Here is a 17,024-nt window from a genome sequence, read left to right on the forward strand (position 1 = left end):
GCGGATCATGCGCCCTTAGCCCTTCATCAGATTGACGTCTTCAACCGCAATCGAGCCGCGGTTGCGGAAGTAGACCACCAGCACGGCGAGGCCGATCGCGGCTTCCGCCGCCGCAACGGTCAGAACCAGCAGCGCGAACACCTGCCCGACGATGTCGCCGAGGAAGGTGGAGAACGCCACCAGGTTGATGTTCACCGCGAGCAGGATCAGCTCGACCGACATCAGGATGACGATGATGTTCTTGCGGTTCAGGAAGATGCCGAGGATGCCGAGCGTGAACAGCATCGCGGCGACGGCGAGGTAGTGCCCCAATCCGATGGTCATTTCACCCACTCCGCGGCGTCCGTATCCTGCAGCCCCTGCCCGACCGCGACCTTGCGGACCGCCATCGCCATCTCGGGCGTGCGGGCGTTCTGGACGTTGATGTCCTGGCGCTTGACACTGGCCTTGTGACGCAGGGTCAGCACGATCGCGCCGATCATCGCCACCAGCAGGATCATGCCCGACAGCTGGAAGTAATGGATGTACTTCGTATACAGCACGAGGCCGAGCGCCTCGGTATTGGTGACGTTGGTCGGGATCTCCGCCGTGATCGCCTTCGGCGTCGAGGGGTTGATGACCCAATACGACACCGTCAGCAGCAGCTCGAACAGGAAGATGCCGCCGATGACGAGGCCAATCGGCATATACTGCAGGAAGCCCTCGCGGAGTTCCGTGAAGTCGACGTCGAGCATCATGATCACGAACAGGAACAGCACCGCAACCGCGCCGACATAGACGACGACCAGGATCATCGCCAGGAATTCGGCTCCCATCAGCACGAACAGGCCGGAGGCGTTGACGAAGGCGAGGATCAGATAGAGCACCGAATGAACGGGGTTCTTGGAGACGATCACCATCACGGCCGAGGCTACGCAGACCGCCGCGAAGAGATAGAAGAAGAGCGCAGGAAGGATCATCGGACGGCCTCAGCGGTACGGCGCGTCGAGCGCGATGGCTTTGGAGATCTCGCGCTCCCAGCGGTCGCCGTTCGCGAGCAGCTTGGCCTTGTCATAGTACAGCTCCTCGCGGGTCTCGGTCGCGAACTCGAAGTTTGGTCCCTCGACGATGGCGTCGACCGGGCAGGCCTCCTGGCACAGGCCGCAATAGATGCACTTCACCATGTCGATGTCGTAGCGCACCGTGCGGCGGGTGCCGTCGTTGCGGCGCGGGCCGGCCTCGATGGTAATCGCCTGCGCAGGGCAGACGGCCTCGCAGAGCTTGCAGGCAATGCAGCGCTCCTCGCCGTTGGGATAGCGGCGCAACGCGTGCTCGCCGCGGAAGCGCGGCGAGATCGGGCCCTTCTCGAACGGATAGTTCAGGGTCGGCTTGGGCTGAAAGAAGTAACGCATCGCGAGGAAGAACGCGGAGACGAACTCCTGCAGCAGCAGCGACCGTGCGGTGGCGGAAATGTTCATGACAGCCTCATTTCGGCGCGATGCCGGCGAAGTGCAGCACGCCTGCGACGATGACCACCATGGCCAGCGACAGCGGCAGGAACACTTTCCAGCCCAGTCGCATCAACTGGTCGTAGCGGTAGCGCGGCACGATCGCTTTCGCCATCGCGATCAGGAAGAACATGAAGAACAGCTTGAGCGAGAACCAGATGACGCCCGGCACCCAGTTGAACGGCGGCAGGTCGATCGGCGGTAGCCAGCCGCCCAGAAACAGGATCGTCGCCAGCGCGCACATCGTGGTGATCGCGACATACTCGCCGAGCATGAACAGCAGGTACGGCGTCGAGCCGTATTCCACCATGAAGCCGGCGACGAGTTCCGATTCCGCCTCAACGAGATCGAAGGGCGGACGGTTGGTCTCGGCCAGCGCCGAGACGTAGAACACCACGAACATCGGGAACAGCGGCCAGACGTACCAGTTCAGGATCGTCAGCTGCGGCAGGCCGATCAGGCTCGCAAGCCCGCGGGCATGCTGCGCCTCGACCACCGCCGAGAGGTTCAGAGTGCCGGCGCACAGCAGCACCGTGATGATCACGAAGCCGATCGAGACCTCGTAGGACACCATCTGCGCCGCCGAGCGCAGCGCCGCCAGGAACGGGTACTTCGAGTTCGACGACCAGCCGGCCATGATGATGCCGTAGATCGACAGCGACGAGATCGCGAAGATGAAGAGGATGCCGACATTGATGTCGGCGATCGCCCAGCCGAGATTGGTCGGGATCACCGCCCAGGCCGCCAGCGCCAAAACGCAGGAGACCAGCGGCGCCAGCAGGAACACGCCCTTGTTGGCGCCGGCCGGAATGATCGGCTCCTTGAGCACGAACTTCAGCAGGTCGGCGAAGGACTGAAACAGGCCCCAGGGCCCGACCACGTTGGGACCCCGGCGGATCTGCACCGCCGCCCAGATCTTGCGGTCGGCCAGCAGGATGTAGGCAATCGCGACCAGCAGGACGACGAGGAGCAGGACGCTCTGCGCGACCATGACGATCAGCGGCCAGAGGAAGCCGGTCCAGAACGAGCTTGCAAAGAAATCAGCCATCAGGTCACGCTCACTCCGCTGCCGTCAGCATCTGCCCGGAGGCCAGGCGGGAGCATTCCGCCATGACCGCCGATGCGCGCGCGATCGGGTTGGTGAGATAGAAGTCGTCGATCAGCGGCTTGAACGGCGCCTTCTCGAGGTTGCCGCCCTTGCCCGCCAGGGTCTTGATGTCGGCGATCTTGCCCGCCTCGATCTGGTCGATGCGGCCAAGATGCGGCACGGCCTTGATGATCGCAGCGCGCAGAGCGGCCAGCGAGTCGTAGCCAAGCTTCTTGCCGAGCACGTCGGACAGCGCGCGGATGATCGCCCAGTCCTCGCGCGCCTCACCCGGCGGGAACGAGGCGCGGCCGGCGACCTGAACCCGGCCCTCGGTGTTGACGTAGAGGCCGGACTTCTCGGTGTAGGCTGCGCCCGGCAGGATCACGTCGGCGCGATGCGCGCCACGGTCGCCGTGGGTGCCGATGTAGACGGTGAACACGCCCTCGGGCACCTCGACCTCGTCGGCGCCGAGCAGGAACATCACGTCCATCGTGCCGAAGGTGGTCATTTGGGCGCCGGTCAGTCCGGTGCCGTTGAAGCCGATGTCGAGGGCGCCGACCCGCGACGCCGTATTGTGCAGCACGGCAAAACCGTTCCAGTCGTCGCGCACGGCGTTGACGTCCATCGCGATCTTGGCGGCCAGCGACAGGATCGCCGCACCGTCGTGGCGCGCTGCGGCGCCGGCGCCGACCAGCACGATCGGGTTCTTGGCGTTACGGAAGGTGGTCGCGAACGAATGCTTGCCGGCAGCGACGTCGCTCAGGGAGTCGGTGCCAGCGCCGATGTGCTCGTACGCATAGGTCAGATCGGCCTTGGGACCGACGACGCCGACCTTGAGCTGACCGGAGCGCCAACGCTTGCGGATGCGGGCGTTGAGCACAGCCGCTTCCTTGCGCGGATTGGCACCGACGATCAGGATCGCGTCGGCCTGCTCGATGCCGGCGATGGTCGGATTGAACAGGTAGGACGCACGGCCGAGCTTGGCATCGAAGCTGTCACCGCCCTGCACCGCGACGTTGGTCGAGCCGAGTTTGGCGAGCAGATCCTTGAGCGCGTACATCTCCTCGACTGCGGCGAGATCGCCGGCAATCGCGCCGATGCGCTTGCCGTCGATGCGCGACAGCTTGGTCGCGATCGTCTTGAACGCTTCCGGCCAGGATGCAGCGCGGAGCTTGCCATCCTCGCGAACATAAGGACGGTCAAGCCGCTGCGTGCGCAGGCCGTCGACGACATGACGCGTCTTGTCGGAGATCCACTCCTCGTTCACGGAGTCATTGATGCGCGGCAGGATGCGCATGACCTCGCGGCCGCGGGTGTCGACGCGGATCGCCGAACCGACGCCGTCCATCACGTCGATCGACTGCGTCTTGCCGAGCTCCCAGGGACGCGCCGCAAACGCATAAGGCTTGGAGGTCAGCGCGCCCACCGGGCAGATGTCGACCAGATTGCCCTGCAGCTCCGAGCTCAGCGCCTGCTCGAGATAGGTCGTGATCTCCATGTCCTCGCCACGGCCGATCGCGCCCATCTCCGGCACGCCGCAGACCTCCGCCGAGAAGCGGACGCAGCGCGTGCACTGGATGCAGCGGTTCATCGAGGTCTTGACCAGCGCGCCGAGATACTTGTCCTCGACCGCGCGCTTGTTCTCGGCGAAGCGGCTGGTGTCGACACCATAGCCCATCGCCTGGTCTTGCAGGTCGCACTCGCCGCCCTGGTCGCAGATCGGGCAGTCGAGCGGATGGTTGATCAGAAGGAATTCCATCACGCCTTCGCGTGCCTTCTTGACCATCGGCGACCGGGTCGAAATTTCCGGCGGCTCGCCCTTCGGGCCCGGCCGGCAATCGCGCACGCCCCAGGCGCAGCTCGCGACCGGTTTCGGTCCGCCCTTCACCTCGACGAGGCACATCCGGCAGTTGCCGGCGATCGACAGCCGCTCATGATAGCAGAAGCGCGGGATCTCGGCGCCTGCCGCCTCGCACGCCTGCAGCAGCGTGTACTCCGGCGGCACATCGATCTCTTTGCCATCGATGATGATCTTGGTCATTGCCTCACATCTCTCTCAAACCACAAGCCACCGCGCCGTCGCGCACCGTGAAGGCGCGACAGGCGCGAAGGAAAACCTTGCTGGCAGGTCGGCCTGCCATCGCCTACTCCGCCGCCACCATGTGCGCGGGATCGCGCACGCCGACGTCGTCGACATCGGCCTTGTGCGAATACTGGTCGATCCGCGCTTCGATCTCGTGACGGAAATGCGTGATCAGGCCCTGGATCGGCCACGCCGCGGCGTCACCCAGCGCACAGATCGTGTGCCCCTCGATCTGCTTGGTGACCTCGAGCAGCATGTCGATCTCGCGCTTGTGCGCCCGGCCCTCGGCCATGCGGGTCAGCACGCGCCACATCCAGCCGGTGCCCTCGCGGCACGGCGTGCACTGGCCGCAGCTCTCATGCTTGTAGAAATAGGAGATGCGCGCGATCGCCCGGATCAGGTCGGTCGATTTGTCCATCACGATCACGGCGGCGGTGCCGAGACCGGAGCGCAGCTTCGACAGGCTGTCGAAATCCATCGGCGTGTCGATGATCTGATCGGCCGGCACCATGCGCACCGACGAGCCGCCCGGAATCACCGCCTTCAGATTATCCCAGCCGCCACGGATGCCGCCGCAATGCTTCTCGATCAGCTCGCGGAACGGGATGCCCATCGCCTCTTCGACGTTGCAGGGCCGCTCGACGTGACCGGAGATGCAGAACAGTTTTGTGCCGACATTGTTCGGACGGCCGATGCCGGCAAACCACGCCGCACCGCGGCGCAGGATGGTCGGCGCCACCGCGATCGACTCGACGTTGTTGACCGTGGTCGGGCAGCCATAGAGGCCGACATTGGCCGGGAATGGCGGCTTCAGCCGCGGCTGGCCCTTCTTGCCCTCGAGGCTCTCCAGCAGCGCGGTCTCCTCGCCGCAGATATAGGCGCCGGCGCCGTGGGCGACGTAGACATCGAACGGCCAGCCATGGATGTTGTTCTTGCCGATCAGGTTGGCCTCATAGGCCTGATCGATCGCCGCCTGCAGCCGCTCGCGCTCGCGGATGAACTCGCCGCGCACATAGATGTAGCAGGCATGCGCATTCATCGCGAAGCTGGCGAGCAGACAGCCCTCGACGAGATGATGCGGATCATGCCGCATGATCTCGCGATCCTTGCAGGTGCCGGGCTCGGACTCGTCGGCGTTGACCACGAGATAGCTCGGCCGGCCGTCGGTCGATTCCTTCGGCATGAACGACCATTTCAGGCCGGTCGGAAATCCGGCTCCGCCGCGGCCACGCAGGCCCGAGGCCTTCATCTCGTTGATGATCCAGTCACGCCCCTTTTCGATCAGCGCCTTGGTGCCGTCCCAGCTGCCGCGCCGGCGTGCGCCTTCGAGGCCCCAATCGTGCAGGCCATAGAGGTTGGTGAAGATGCGGTCCTTGTCGTCGAGCATGATCAGACGGCTTCCTCGGATGTCAGCGGTTCGACTGCATGGTGGCGATGAAGGCGGCGCAGCCGCCGAACACCAGCGCCCACAGCAGACTGGACTCCAGCGTCGCGTTGAGCGCGAACCGCTGCAGCACGAAAATGAAAGCGGCGGCCGCGAGCGTATGCAGCGCCACGTAGCGCCAGTTCTTCATCGCGGCGCCCTCTTGGCTCAGGGCCGCAACGCGGGTGCGCTTGCGGCTCATGTCTTTTCCTTCAACGTGGTCGGACCGCCGGCGGGCGACGAGAACTGGCGGCCGTTCTGCGGACCAGGCGTCGGCAGGTTGCCGGTCGCGAAGCCGTCGAGCACCTTGCCGAAGCTCTCCGGCGTCAGGTCCTCATACGTGTCCTTCCAGACCTGCACCATCGGCGCATTCACGCAGGCGCCCAGGCACTCGACCTCTTCCCAGCTGAAGTCGCCATCCTTCGACAGATGGAAGGGGTCGTGATGAATGCGGTGCTTGCAGACCTCGATCAGCTCCTCGGCGCCGCGCAGCCGGCACGGCGTGGTGCCGCAGACCTGCACGTGCGCCTTCTTGCCGACCGGCTGTAGCTGGAACATGGTGTAGAAGGTCGCGACCTCGAGCACGCGGATATAGGGCATGCCGAGCATGTCGGCGACGACGCGGATCGCCGCCTCCGACACCCAACCCTCGTTCTGCTCCTGGGCGCGCCACAGGATCGCGATCACCGCCGAGGCCTGCCGGCCTTCCGGGTATTTCGCGATCTGAGCCTTGGCGAAGGCGAGGTTTTCCTCCGTGAACGCAAAGCTCGCGGGCTGGACTTCCTTCGGGGCAAGACGGCGGACGGACATGGCTCTTCAGTCTTTCATTGCATGCGGCGCGCGGCACTTGCATTGAGCGCTGCGACGCGATTCTGCCAGAAGGCACTTGCAGTTCCGAACACGTTATAGCCGACGTGAGCGGACGCCTTGATGCGGTCGAGGATCGACAGCTCGGTCACGATCTCGAAGCGGCCGCTCGCGGGGTCGTAGACCATCAGTTGCATCGGCGTTTCATCGAGGATGTAGCGCGACACCGTATGATTGCGATCCTGGCCGTGCTCCTCGCACAGGACCATGCTGTCGGTCGCAAGCAGCCGCGCCCCACCCTTGATCGCCTCGATCTCGACGCCCTCGACGTCGAGCTTGATCAGGTACTTGCCGGAAGCGGCGACGTTGCCGTCGTCGATGAGATCGTCGAGCGCCATCACTGGCACCTGCTCACCGCCAGCGCTGTCGCCGGCGATACTGAAGGCCTCGTGCTTGGTACCGGTGAGATGCGCGACGCCGCGGCGTTCGCCGATGGCGCACTTCATCACTTCGAAGCGGCCGCCGTTGATCTGCGCATTGTTCGCAAGCTTGGCGAAGTTCGCCGAGGACGGCTCGATCGCGATCGCCTTGTGCGAGCCGTAGGGCGTGCTCGACACCAGCACCGACCAGTAGCCGTAATTGGCCCCGCCATCGATGAAGGTGTAGTCGACATCGACGGTGCCGAGGAACAGCAGCTCGAGCTCGTCCTCATAGTGATAGTCGCGGTTGAGAAGCTTGCTCCAGTAGCCGTCGCCATAGGGGAACTCGAACACGGCGTCCGGGTTGAGCTTCACCGCGATGTCGCGCTCGGGCAGCGCCAAGCGCAGCAGGTTGGCGCAGCGATTGTAGCCGCGATGCGAGAAATGCGAGGAAATCTTCGAGCCGGTCGACAACGCCAATGCAGCCGTGCGCTCCCAGAGGTTCGCTCCTTCGAGCGCTCCGGAAGCACGATCGAACTGGATCGGCGCATGGCCCATCAGCGGTCCACCTCTCCGAACACGATGTCGAGCGAGCCGAGAATGGCCGAGACGTCGGCGAGCAGATGGCCGCGGCAGATGAAATCCATCGCCTGCAGATGCGCGAAGCCCGGCGCGCGGATCTTGCACTTGTAGGGCTTGTTGGTGCCGTCGGCGACAAGATAGACGCCGAACTCGCCCTTCGGCGCCTCGACCGCCGCATAGATCTCACCCGCGGGGACGTGCACGCCCTCGGTATAGAGCTTGAAGTGGTGGATCAGCGCTTCCATCGAGCGCTTCATCTCACCGCGGCGCGGCGGCGCGATCTTGTTGTCGGTGATCATCACCGGGCCCTGCCCGTCCGGTGCACGCAGCTTCTGGATGCACTGCTTCATGATACGCACCGACTGGCGCATCTCTTCCATGCGGATCAGATAGCGGTCGTAGCAATCGCCGTTCTTGCCGATGGGAACGTCGAACTCCATCTCGGCATAGACGTCATAGGGCTGCGACTTGCGCAGGTCCCAGGCCGCGCCAGAGCCGCGCACCATCACGCCGGAGAAGCCCCACTCCCAGGCCTGCTTCAGGGTCACGACGCCGATGTCGACGTTGCGCTGCTTGAAGATGCGGTTGCCGGTAAGGAGCCGGTCGAGATCGTCGACCACCTTCAGGAACGGGTCGCAGAACGCGTCGATGTCGTCGATCAGCTTCGGCGGCAGGTCCTGGTGGACGCCACCGATGCGGAAGTAGTTGGCGTGCATGCGCGAGCCGGAGGCGCGCTCATAGAACACCATCAGCTTCTCGCGCTCCTCGAAGCCCCACAGCGGTGGGGTCAGCGCTCCGACGTCCATCGCCTGCGTGGTGACGTTCAGCAGATGCGACAACAGCCGGCCGATCTCGGAATAAAGCACGCGGATCAGCTGGCCGCGGCGCGGCACCTCGATGCCGAGCAGGCGCTCGGCGGCGAGGCAGAAGGCATGCTCCTGGTTCATCGGCGCGACGTAGTCGAGCCGATCGAAATAGGGCATCGCCTGCATGTAGGTCTTGGTCTCGATCAGCTTCTCGGTGCCGCGATGCAGAAGGCCGATATGCGGATCGACGCGCTCGACCACCTCACCGTCCAGCTCCAGCACAAGGCGCAGCACGCCGTGCGCCGCCGGATGCTGCGGGCCAAAGTTGATCGTGAAGTTGCGGAGTGCCGGGCTCTGCTCGTTCATGCTCGCGCTCCCACTCACTTCGTCGCTTTCTCGTCGCCGGGCAGCGGATAGTCCGCGCCTTCCCAGGGCGACAGGAAATCGAACTTGCGGAATTCCTGGTTGAGCCTGACAGGCTCGTAGATCACCCGCTTCTCCTGGTCGTCGTAGCGCACCTCGACGAAGCCGGTGGTGGGGAAGTCCTTGCGCAGCGGGTGGCCGTCGAAGCCGTAATCCGTCAGCAGGCGGCGCATGTCGGGGTGACCGACGAAGATCACGCCGTAGAGATCGTAGGCCTCGCGCTCGAACCAATCCGCCCCCGGGAAGACGTCGATCAGCGACGGCACCTGCGTCGTCTCGTCGGCCTCGGCCTTGAGCCGGATCCGTGCGTTCAGGGTCGGAGACAGGAAGTGGTAGACGACGTCGAAGCGCTTGGCGCGCTCCGGGTAGTCTACCGCGGTGATGTCGGTGATGTTGACGAACCGGAGAGCCGGATCATCACGCAGATACTTCACAACCTCGACGATCCGACCCGGCTCCACGCTCACCGTGAGCTGATTGAAAGCGACCGAATGGCCGATCGCCGCGCCCGGAAGCGCGCTCACGATCGTCTGCCCAAGGGCGTCGAGCCTGCCGTCGTCCATAACGAAAAAACCTTCAGCGTTCGATGGTGCCGGTGCGCCGGATCTTCTTCTGCAGCAGCAGAACACCGTACAGCAGCGCTTCCGCGGTCGGCGGACAGCCGGGCACATAGATATCAATGGGAACGATGCGGTCGCAGCCGCGGACCACCGAATAGGAATAGTGATAGTAGCCGCCGCCATTGGCGCACGACCCCATCGAGATGACGTAGCGCGGCTCCGGCATCTGGTCGTAGACCTTGCGCAGCGCCGGCGCCATCTTGTTGGTCAGGGTGCCGGCGACGATCATCACGTCCGACTGGCGCGGCGAGGCGCGCGGCGCGAAGCCGAAGCGCTCGACGTCGTAGCGCGGCATCGAGACCTGCATCATCTCGACGGCGCAGCAGGCCAGGCCGAACGTCATCCACATCAGGGAGCCGGTGCGGGCCCAGGTGATGAGATCGTCAGCGGTGGCAACGAAGAATCCCTTGTCCGACAGTTCGTGCCTGACCTCGAGGAAATACGGGTCGTTGGCACCGATCGGCCTGCCGGTCGCGGGATCGAGAATGCCCTTCGGGGCCGGTGCGATCACCGGACCGGTCGAGGACGTGGTCGGGCTCAATCCCATTCAAGCGCGCCTTTCTTCCATTCGTAGGCAAACCCGACCGTCAGCACGGCCAGGAACACCAGCATCGACCAGAAGCCGGCCGCGCCGAGCTTGCCGAATGCCACTGCCCAGGGGAACAGGAAGGCGACTTCGAGGTCGAAGATGATGAAAAGGATGGCCACCAGATAGAAGCGGACGTCGAACTTCATGCGCGCGTCGTCGAACGCATTGAAGCCGCATTCGTACGCGGAGAGCTTCTCGGGATCGGGCTGCTGGTAGGCGACCAGGAAGGGCGCGATCAGCAGAACCACCCCGATGATGGCTGCGACACCTATGAACACGACGAGGGGGAGATAGTTCTGGAGGATGCCGGTCATCGGCGCCACTTTCCTCTGCGGTTTCGGTGCAAACCGCAGATTCGTTGCATTGGAATTGGTCGAAGCCTTAGCGCAGCGCACCAAGCCGCGCAAGACAAGCCGTCTCGCCGGTGTCATCCCTCCCCACATTGCGGAAACCTGGACACACCGAGCCACGGCGCCACGGATGACGCGTGCAGGAGCCGCATTGCAGACCCGCAGCATTACGGTGTCGCACGGACCGGCGCGGGATGCTGAGGTGATCAGCGATCGCGAGCGCGCACGCCGCCGTGCGCAGGCTGGGCGGGGTCGGAGAGGGATGCGGATCAGCGTTCGATCGAGCGATCCAAGCAAGGCGACTGGACCATCACCCGATAGGCGTCCGTTATCACGTCAGATGGTCACGAAGGGCCGCCGGATCAAGATCACCTGCGGCGGCCGGCGCGGCCGCGGTCACCGCCGATGCCGGCATGGGTGCCGATCATGGGCTCCGGCCGCATACTCCCGATTGCCGGCGCGCCGACTGCAACCGATGAAACCATTTTGAGGAAACGAAGAAACCGGATCGAAACAAAGCGGAGGTACATGTCCAGGCAACAAAGTGGCGCTCTGAGACGCCGGGAGGCTGACATGAACCACTCGCTGCATTCCGCAGACCGATCGACTCACATGAAGATCGTCGTCGTTGCCCTGATCGCAGGCATCGCGGTAACCGCTTTCGGTATCGCGACCCGCGCCAATGTGGACTACAGCCAGACGGCATCGCACGTCGTGAAGGCCGGCAAGCCTGTGACCGTGACGAGTTCCAGCGACTCGATGGTGCGCTGAGCCGTCGGTCCGCTGCTGACAGCGGTCGCAGGCCACCCGCTGGGTGGCCTTTTTCGTGCCCGATCGGAAAGATTAGCGACGGAGCGCCTGCAGTTCGGCGAAGCGTCAGGTGGTGGCCGGGGAGAGATCACGCGGTCGCACGGCTTGCGGCGGCCAAAGGATCAAATCGAAAGCTAAGCCATTGAAAACATGGCGCGAGAGACGGGGCTCGAACCCGCGACCTCCGGCGTGACAGGCCGGCGCTCTAACCAACTGAGCTACTCCCGCGTGATCGCGAAATCCGCGGAGGAGTGCGACTTAAAGGGGCGATGTTTCGAAGTCAAGGACAATGAACCGATAGCTGTGCGAAGTCCTTGATGAGCGGTCAATCGAGGACGCCGGAGCGCGGTCTCTCTGAGTGGCGTCGGGCATCCGCCGTAAATCGCGCATGATGATGGGCCAAGTCGATGATCCGTCTTTTTTCTTCGGGACCGCAACGGCACGACCGCAAAGGAAGATGAGTTTCGAATCGCCGGACTGGGTATCCTTTAGGTCCCATGCGCGCAGGAGCGCGCAATTCAGCCGCCGGCGGGCGGTACCGATCACAGCGGGTCGCGACGTCGCATTCCGCAGCAAAGGAGCCGGCGGATGCGCTTTGATCGGGGGAACCACTGATAGCCCGATGAACCCTGGTATCTGGCATGCAATAACTGATATATTAATATACCGATGCATACGGTAACATATCTCTCCTGTCCTTGTGGTGCACATGTCCGATCCGCTTCGCAGCTACACCCACTCCGTCACCGAGCGTCTGCTCCGTTATGTCGTGATCGACACCCAGTCGGACCCGACATCGCCGACCTGCCCTTCGACGCTCAAACAGAAGAATCTCGGCCGGTTGCTCGCAGCCGAGCTGCAGGCGATGGGCCTCTCGGACGCCCATCTGGACGACCACGGCTACGTCTATGCGACCATCCCGGCCACCACCGACAAGGCCGTGCCGGTGATCTGCTTCTGCTCGCACATGGACACGTCGCCCGACTGCTCCGGAGCCGACGTGAAGCCACAGATCGTGCGCAACTACCAGGGCGGCGACATCGTGCTGCCTAAGGACCCGAGCCAGATCATCCGTGCGGCCGAGCATCCGGCGTTGAGGGACCAGATCGGCAACGACATCGTCACCACGGACGGTACCACGCTGCTGGGGGCCGACAACAAGGCCGGCATCGCCGAGATCATGGACGCGGCGCAGTTCCTGATCAGCCATCCGCAGATCAAGCACGGCACCATCAAGATCCTGTTCACGCCGGACGAGGAGATCGGCCGCGGCGTCGACCGGGTCGACCTGAAGAAGCTCGGCGCCGATTTCGGCTACACGATGGATGGCGAGACCGCCGGCAACATCGAGGACGAGACCTTCTCCGCCGACGGTGCCACCATCCTCATCAACGGTGTCAGCGCCCATCCCGGCTTTGCCAAGGGCAAGATGGAGCATGCCATCAAGATCGCATCTGCGATCATCGAGCGGCTCCCGAAGGATAGCTGCTCGCCGGAAACGACGGAGGGCAAGGAAGGCTTCCTGCATCCGGTCGGGATCTCCGGCGCGCTCGAACAGGCGCGGCTCGATTTCATCGTGCGCGATTTCAGCGAGCAGGGCTTGCGGCAGAAGGAAGCGCTGCTCGAGGACATCGTCAGGGACGTCCTGAAGGACTATCCGCGCTCGAGCTACCGGATGGAGGTTCGGCAGCAATACCGCAACATGAAGGAGGTCATCGATCTGCATCCGGAGATCGTGACCTATGCCGAGGAGGCGATCCGCCGCGCCGGCCTGACGCCGGTCAGGACATCGATCCGCGGCGGGACCGATGGTTCGCGGCTGTCGTTCATGGGCCTGCCCTGCCCCAACATCTTCGCCGGCGAGCATGCCTTCCACTCGCGTCTCGAATGGGTCAGCGTTCAGGACATGGAGAAGGCGGTGCAGACCATCGTCCATCTGGCGATGATCTGGGAAGAGCAGTCCTGAGCGCCGTCAGGCGCGCGCCGTCACCAGCCAGATCGAGCCGGCGAGCGTCACGCTGTCGCCGCGTCCATACTGCGTCAGCAGCTCGCGGACCGACTGCCGCGCCGCATCGCGCGTCTCCTGGGGATGCCCCTCCAGCGCGCGGCTGGCGGGGCCGATCTCGAAGGCCGATTGTACGGCCGCATCGAGCCCCTTGCCGATCGCGACGTCGAGCGACAGCGCATGTGCCTCCAGCGCGACGTCGCTGAAGCCGGCCTCGCCCAGGATGCGCGTCACCCGCGCTTCCGATGCGAAGGCAAATGGACCGGGATCGTCGGGCGCCATCTCCGGCAGCTTCGGGACGTGGCGATAGACCGCCTGCAGCGGCGCGATCATCCAGGGATTGGCCTTCGGCTCGCGCCAGCAGGCGAATACGACCCGGCCGCCCGGCTTCAGCGCGCGGCGGATGTTGGCGAACGACGCCACCGGATCGGCGAAGAACATCACGCCGAACCGCGACACCAGCAGATCGAAGCTCGCCGGCGCGAACGGATGCACGGTCGCGTCGGCCAGCACGAATTCGGCGGGAAGCCCGGCCGGCGCCACCGCGCGCGCCCGCTCCAGCATCGGGGCGGAAATGTCGACCCCGAGCACATGCCCGCCAGGCGCCACCTGCCCGGCCAGCGCGATCGACAGGCCGCCACAACCGCAGCCGATATCGAGCACACGATCACCCGGCTTGGCCGCGATGCGGTCGATCAGGATCTGCGACACCGGTGCGAGCAGGATGTCCTGCGCCTCCTGGCGATCGGACCAGCGCTGGCCGCCCGGCCCGTTCCAATAGGCGATCTGGTCGGCGTTGCGCTCGTCCCCTGCCGGCAATTGCATGATGTGCCCTGTCTGATTGAGGTCATCGCAAGAGCCGGCATGGCGCATGCAGCCGCCTGTCCTGTCAAGGCACGAGGCCGCGATGCGCTCGAGGAAGAAAGTGGGCCGGTTCTGACCACGGTTCGGAGAGACTTTCGCCGACGGCGAGAGCGCTCCAACATCGGCTCAGCCGCGCGAACTCCTGTCGGATGGCGTCGCGCCGCATCGGCGTGTAGGCCGCGCGCTCCTCCGCTGACATCCCATTTAGCAGGCTGCGCGCCGACGGTGCCATCTCGGCCCCGCGCGCCCGCAGCGCCGGATCGTCAGCCTGCTGCAGCCAGTCCTGCCAGCACACATAGGTGGCGCGCTCGGAGCGGGCATAGTCCTCGCTGCGTTCCGGCATCAGGCGCTGGTCCCTGGCCTCATGCCTGCGACGCAGCCGCGCGGTCTCGCGGGACGAGGTCGCATGCGGGACCAAATGAAAAGTCCCGGCCGTGCCGCCGGCCGCGAGCCGCCCGAACACGGCGCCGTCAATCCCGAGATGCTTCTCGACGATGAAGTGTTGCAGATCATGCGGCATCCAGGGATCGAAGCCTGGCGCCGGGCTCATTTCGAGGGTGCGTCCGTCGCCGAGCGTCGCGCGCACCGCGTAGCGGCGCTCGCCTGTGCGGACGAAGGAAACAGTCATGGGCGGTCGCGGACGACGAGACATGGGACACTCGCAATTAGCAGCTGCGGCTGAAAAACGGCCCCATCATACCGCCGCGGGCGAGGGATCGATAGATGCGCGCGGACCTGCTGGCGAGCGCAGCAGCGCAATGCAATAGCGGGACAGCCTCTGGTCTCGCTGGTTCTGGTCTCGCTCTTGCTTCGATCAGGCGCGTCAGGAGCCACATGCGCACTCTTATCGTTGCCGATCTTCATTACTCGCTGCCGCAGTTCGACTGGCTGGCGGCGGCTGCCGATCATTTTGATGCGGTGGTGTTCGCCGGCGATGCGCTCGATCTCGCCTCGATCGTCGACATTCGCGCCCAGATCGTGGTCGTGAAGACATATCTCGTGCTCCTGGCGGCCAAGACGCGGGTCATGATCTGCTCGGGCAATCATGACCTGGAGGAGCGCAGCCCGGATGGCGAGAAGATCGCGGCCTGGATCGGGACGGTCCGCGAGCTCGGCATCGCGGCCGACGGCGATGACGTCCTGATCGGCGATACGCTGTTCTCGCTTTGCCCATGGTGGGACGGTCCGCTGGTCAAGGCCGCGATCGGACGCCAGCTCGATGCCGCCGCGACGCGCGACGCAGCCCGCTGGATCTGGGTGCATCATGCGCCGCCGGCCAACTCGCCGGTGAGCTGGGGCGGCAAGCGCTTCTTCGGCGACACCGAGCTCGAAGGCTTCATCGCGCGGCACCGCCCGGCGATGGTGATCTCCGGCCACGTCCACCAGTCGCCGTTCATCAAGGACGGGTCCTGGTTCGATCGCGTCGGTGAGACTTGGGTGTTCAACACCGGACGGCAGCCCGGGCGACCGCCGACCTACATGGTGCTCGACACCGATGAAGGGCGCGCCTTCTGGTTGGCGGCCGGGCAAGCCGAATGGATCGATCTCGCCGGCCCGCTGCAACGCCCGGCGCAACCCGTAACGGCGGCGCCGGACTGGCTCAGAGTCGTGGATCGGATTCCAGATCCGTTCCTGGCGAAACCTGCTGCGGCGGCAGGTTGATCATGCTCTGCAGCACCTCGCCGACCATCGAAAGATGGGTGCCATGGCCGGCATATTGCCGCTTCAGGTCGGCGAGATAGCTGTTGGCGACGTTCAGGCGCTGCGCCAGCATGCGCGCAATCGCGAGCGTCGCCTCGGGATTTTCAGCCAGGAAGCGCCGAGCGTCGGGAATTTCGTAGATCAGGCAATCCGCGGCGGCGCGCACGGTCGCCGTGTGAGGCTGCTCAAGCAGCAGCGACATTTCACCGAACAGCGCGCCCGGCTCCGACACGACCGCCACCGTGGCGCCGGCCTTGATCACCTCCAGCCGCCCCTCGAGCAGGATGTAGAGATGCCCGGTGCTATGCCCCTCCTCGAGCAGCATGGTGCCCGCCGGAATGGCACGCTCATGTCCGCCGGTGCAGTGGCGCAGGAAGTCGGTCATCGGTTCGCCCGCGATGTTTCACTCCGCGCGCCAAGCTAGCCGAAGAACGGTTCATCGCCACGCGAAATCGTCCGGGCGCTTCGCACCAGCTGTCGCAAAGGATTTTAAACCCCTGTCCGAATTGAGCACTCGGCGGCGCCATCATCGTGATCGGGACGTGGGTTTGGCTCAGCCGCCGAGGCTCGATGGCAAGGTGGCTCAGCTTTACGAGAGCAGCAGATCGATGAAACCCGACGCACAAACGCGCGTCTGGAGAGCATCGCCATCAGCTTGGAAAATCGACGCGCACGACAATAGCAGCGTCACCATTGCGAGGGTGCGTCCCAGCGGATGCTAATGGTAGGCGGCGAGAGATTCGAACTCCCGACCCTCTCGGTGTAAACGAGATGCTCTAACCAGCTGAGCTAGCCGCCCTCACGTCGCGCTTCTTTACCCCCTGCCCGATCCTCAATCAACGCCGGAACCACGCGGCGGCAGCGAGAAACCGCCGCAGCGAGAACGGTGGGGGCAGACCACGCACGCTCGAAGGGTCGGTGGTTCGATCTCCCAAACGAAAACGGCGCCCTTACGGGCGCCGTTTCCT

At 64.7% G+C, this 17,024-nt stretch carries 19 protein-coding genes and 2 tRNA genes; 3 read left to right on the forward strand and 18 right to left on the reverse strand.

Going from position 1 to position 17,024, the window contains the following annotated elements; all coding sequences use genetic code 11:
- Positions 1-15: 15 nt before the first annotated feature.
- The 13 genes from nuoK to QW868_RS01755 all read right to left on the reverse strand — a co-directional run bounded on the left by nuoK (position 16) and on the right by QW868_RS01755 (position 10,640).
- Complete coding sequence (nuoK, locus tag QW868_RS01695) at positions 16-324, reverse strand: NADH-quinone oxidoreductase subunit NuoK (protein ID WP_006611001.1); 309 nt, start codon at positions 322-324, stop codon at positions 16-18.
- A complete protein-coding gene (locus QW868_RS01700) occupies positions 321-959 on the reverse strand; it encodes an NADH-quinone oxidoreductase subunit J (RefSeq protein WP_316229782.1) in 639 nt (212 codons plus the stop codon). The genes nuoK and QW868_RS01700 overlap by 4 nt, the downstream gene beginning before the upstream one ends.
- A 9-nt stretch (positions 960-968) precedes the next feature.
- Positions 969-1,457: an NADH-quinone oxidoreductase subunit NuoI gene (gene nuoI / locus QW868_RS01705; protein ID WP_006611003.1), complete on the reverse strand. Its 489-nt coding sequence runs from the start codon at positions 1,455-1,457 to the stop codon at positions 969-971.
- A gap of 7 nt (positions 1,458-1,464) precedes the next feature.
- Positions 1,465-2,535, reverse strand: coding sequence for an NADH-quinone oxidoreductase subunit NuoH (gene nuoH, locus QW868_RS01710; RefSeq protein WP_315738267.1), 1,071 nt, complete (start codon positions 2,533-2,535; stop codon positions 1,465-1,467).
- Between the two features lie 10 nt (positions 2,536-2,545).
- A complete protein-coding gene (gene nuoG, locus QW868_RS01715) occupies positions 2,546-4,615 on the reverse strand; it encodes an NADH-quinone oxidoreductase subunit NuoG (RefSeq protein WP_316229783.1) in 2,070 nt (689 codons plus the stop codon).
- A gap of 103 nt (positions 4,616-4,718) precedes the next feature.
- Positions 4,719-6,044 (reverse strand): NADH-quinone oxidoreductase subunit NuoF, encoded by a 1,326-nt coding sequence (gene nuoF / locus QW868_RS01720; protein WP_315738269.1) that lies wholly within the window; start codon positions 6,042-6,044, stop codon positions 4,719-4,721.
- Between the two features lie 22 nt (positions 6,045-6,066).
- Positions 6,067-6,282, reverse strand: a complete 216-nt coding sequence (locus tag QW868_RS01725; protein WP_315756756.1) for a hypothetical protein — start codon at positions 6,280-6,282, stop codon at positions 6,067-6,069.
- Positions 6,279-6,890 carry an NADH-quinone oxidoreductase subunit NuoE gene (nuoE, locus tag QW868_RS01730; protein ID WP_316229784.1) on the reverse strand — a complete coding sequence of 204 codons (612 nt, stop codon included), beginning with the start codon at positions 6,888-6,890 and terminating at the stop codon, positions 6,279-6,281. Before nuoE ends, QW868_RS01725 begins: the two co-directional genes overlap by 4 nt.
- A 14-nt stretch (positions 6,891-6,904) precedes the next feature.
- Positions 6,905-7,864 carry an FkbM family methyltransferase gene (locus tag QW868_RS01735; protein WP_315738271.1) on the reverse strand — a complete coding sequence of 320 codons (960 nt, stop codon included), beginning with the start codon at positions 7,862-7,864 and terminating at the stop codon, positions 6,905-6,907.
- A complete protein-coding gene (locus QW868_RS01740; RefSeq protein WP_315711546.1) occupies positions 7,864-9,060 on the reverse strand; it encodes an NADH-quinone oxidoreductase subunit D in 1,197 nt (398 codons plus the stop codon). The genes QW868_RS01735 and QW868_RS01740 overlap by 1 nt, the downstream gene beginning before the upstream one ends.
- A 14-nt stretch (positions 9,061-9,074) precedes the next feature.
- Positions 9,075-9,680 (reverse strand): NADH-quinone oxidoreductase subunit C, encoded by a 606-nt coding sequence (locus QW868_RS01745; RefSeq protein WP_315756759.1) that lies wholly within the window; start codon positions 9,678-9,680, stop codon positions 9,075-9,077.
- A 13-nt stretch (positions 9,681-9,693) separates the two neighbouring features.
- Positions 9,694-10,278 (reverse strand): NuoB/complex I 20 kDa subunit family protein, encoded by a 585-nt coding sequence (locus tag QW868_RS01750; protein WP_284418856.1) that lies wholly within the window; start codon positions 10,276-10,278, stop codon positions 9,694-9,696.
- Entirely contained in the window at positions 10,275-10,640 is a 366-nt protein-coding gene (locus QW868_RS01755) for an NADH-quinone oxidoreductase subunit A (RefSeq protein ID WP_008964559.1), read from the reverse strand. Before QW868_RS01755 ends, QW868_RS01750 begins: the two co-directional genes overlap by 4 nt.
- A gap of 609 nt (positions 10,641-11,249) precedes the next feature.
- Between QW868_RS01755 and QW868_RS01760 the strand changes: the two genes are divergently transcribed.
- Positions 11,250-11,447: a hypothetical protein gene (locus tag QW868_RS01760; RefSeq protein ID WP_315780248.1), complete on the forward strand. Its 198-nt coding sequence runs from the start codon at positions 11,250-11,252 to the stop codon at positions 11,445-11,447.
- A 190-nt stretch (positions 11,448-11,637) separates the two neighbouring features.
- On the opposite strand, the gene QW868_RS01765 is transcribed toward QW868_RS01760, so the two are convergent.
- Positions 11,638-11,714, reverse strand: a tRNA-Asp gene (locus QW868_RS01765).
- Between the two features lie 481 nt (positions 11,715-12,195).
- Between QW868_RS01765 and pepT the strand changes: the two genes are divergently transcribed.
- Entirely contained in the window at positions 12,196-13,452 is a 1,257-nt protein-coding gene (gene pepT / locus QW868_RS01770; protein ID WP_315738274.1) for a peptidase T, read from the forward strand.
- A gap of 6 nt (positions 13,453-13,458) precedes the next feature.
- Here the strand turns inward: pepT and QW868_RS01775 are convergent, their stop codons facing one another.
- A complete protein-coding gene (locus QW868_RS01775) occupies positions 13,459-14,316 on the reverse strand; it encodes a class I SAM-dependent methyltransferase (RefSeq protein ID WP_315775073.1) in 858 nt (285 codons plus the stop codon).
- A gap of 64 nt (positions 14,317-14,380) precedes the next feature.
- The gene (locus QW868_RS01780) at positions 14,381-14,983 is read right to left on the reverse strand and encodes a hypothetical protein (protein WP_315770859.1); all 603 of its coding nucleotides are present in this window, start codon (positions 14,981-14,983) and stop codon (positions 14,381-14,383) included.
- A gap of 206 nt (positions 14,984-15,189) precedes the next feature.
- On the opposite strand from QW868_RS01780, the gene QW868_RS01785 reads away from it, so the two are divergent.
- Positions 15,190-16,017 (forward strand): metallophosphoesterase family protein, encoded by an 828-nt coding sequence (locus tag QW868_RS01785; RefSeq protein WP_316229785.1) that lies wholly within the window; start codon positions 15,190-15,192, stop codon positions 16,015-16,017.
- Here the strand turns inward: QW868_RS01785 and QW868_RS01790 are convergent.
- Together QW868_RS01790 and QW868_RS01795 are read right to left on the reverse strand one after the other, a co-directional pair.
- Positions 15,956-16,441 carry a cyclic nucleotide-binding domain-containing protein gene (locus QW868_RS01790; protein WP_315780256.1) on the reverse strand — a complete coding sequence of 162 codons (486 nt, stop codon included), beginning with the start codon at positions 16,439-16,441 and terminating at the stop codon, positions 15,956-15,958. The two genes, QW868_RS01785 and QW868_RS01790, sit on opposite strands and share 62 nt — an antisense overlap.
- 337 nt (positions 16,442-16,778) lie before the next feature.
- Positions 16,779-16,855, reverse strand: a tRNA-Val gene (locus tag QW868_RS01795).
- Between the last annotated feature and the right edge of the window lie 169 nt (positions 16,856-17,024).

Origin of the sequence: Bradyrhizobium sp. SZCCHNR1051 (assembly GCF_032489615.1) — a bacterium.
Lineage (GTDB): Bacteria > Pseudomonadota > Alphaproteobacteria > Rhizobiales > Xanthobacteraceae > Bradyrhizobium.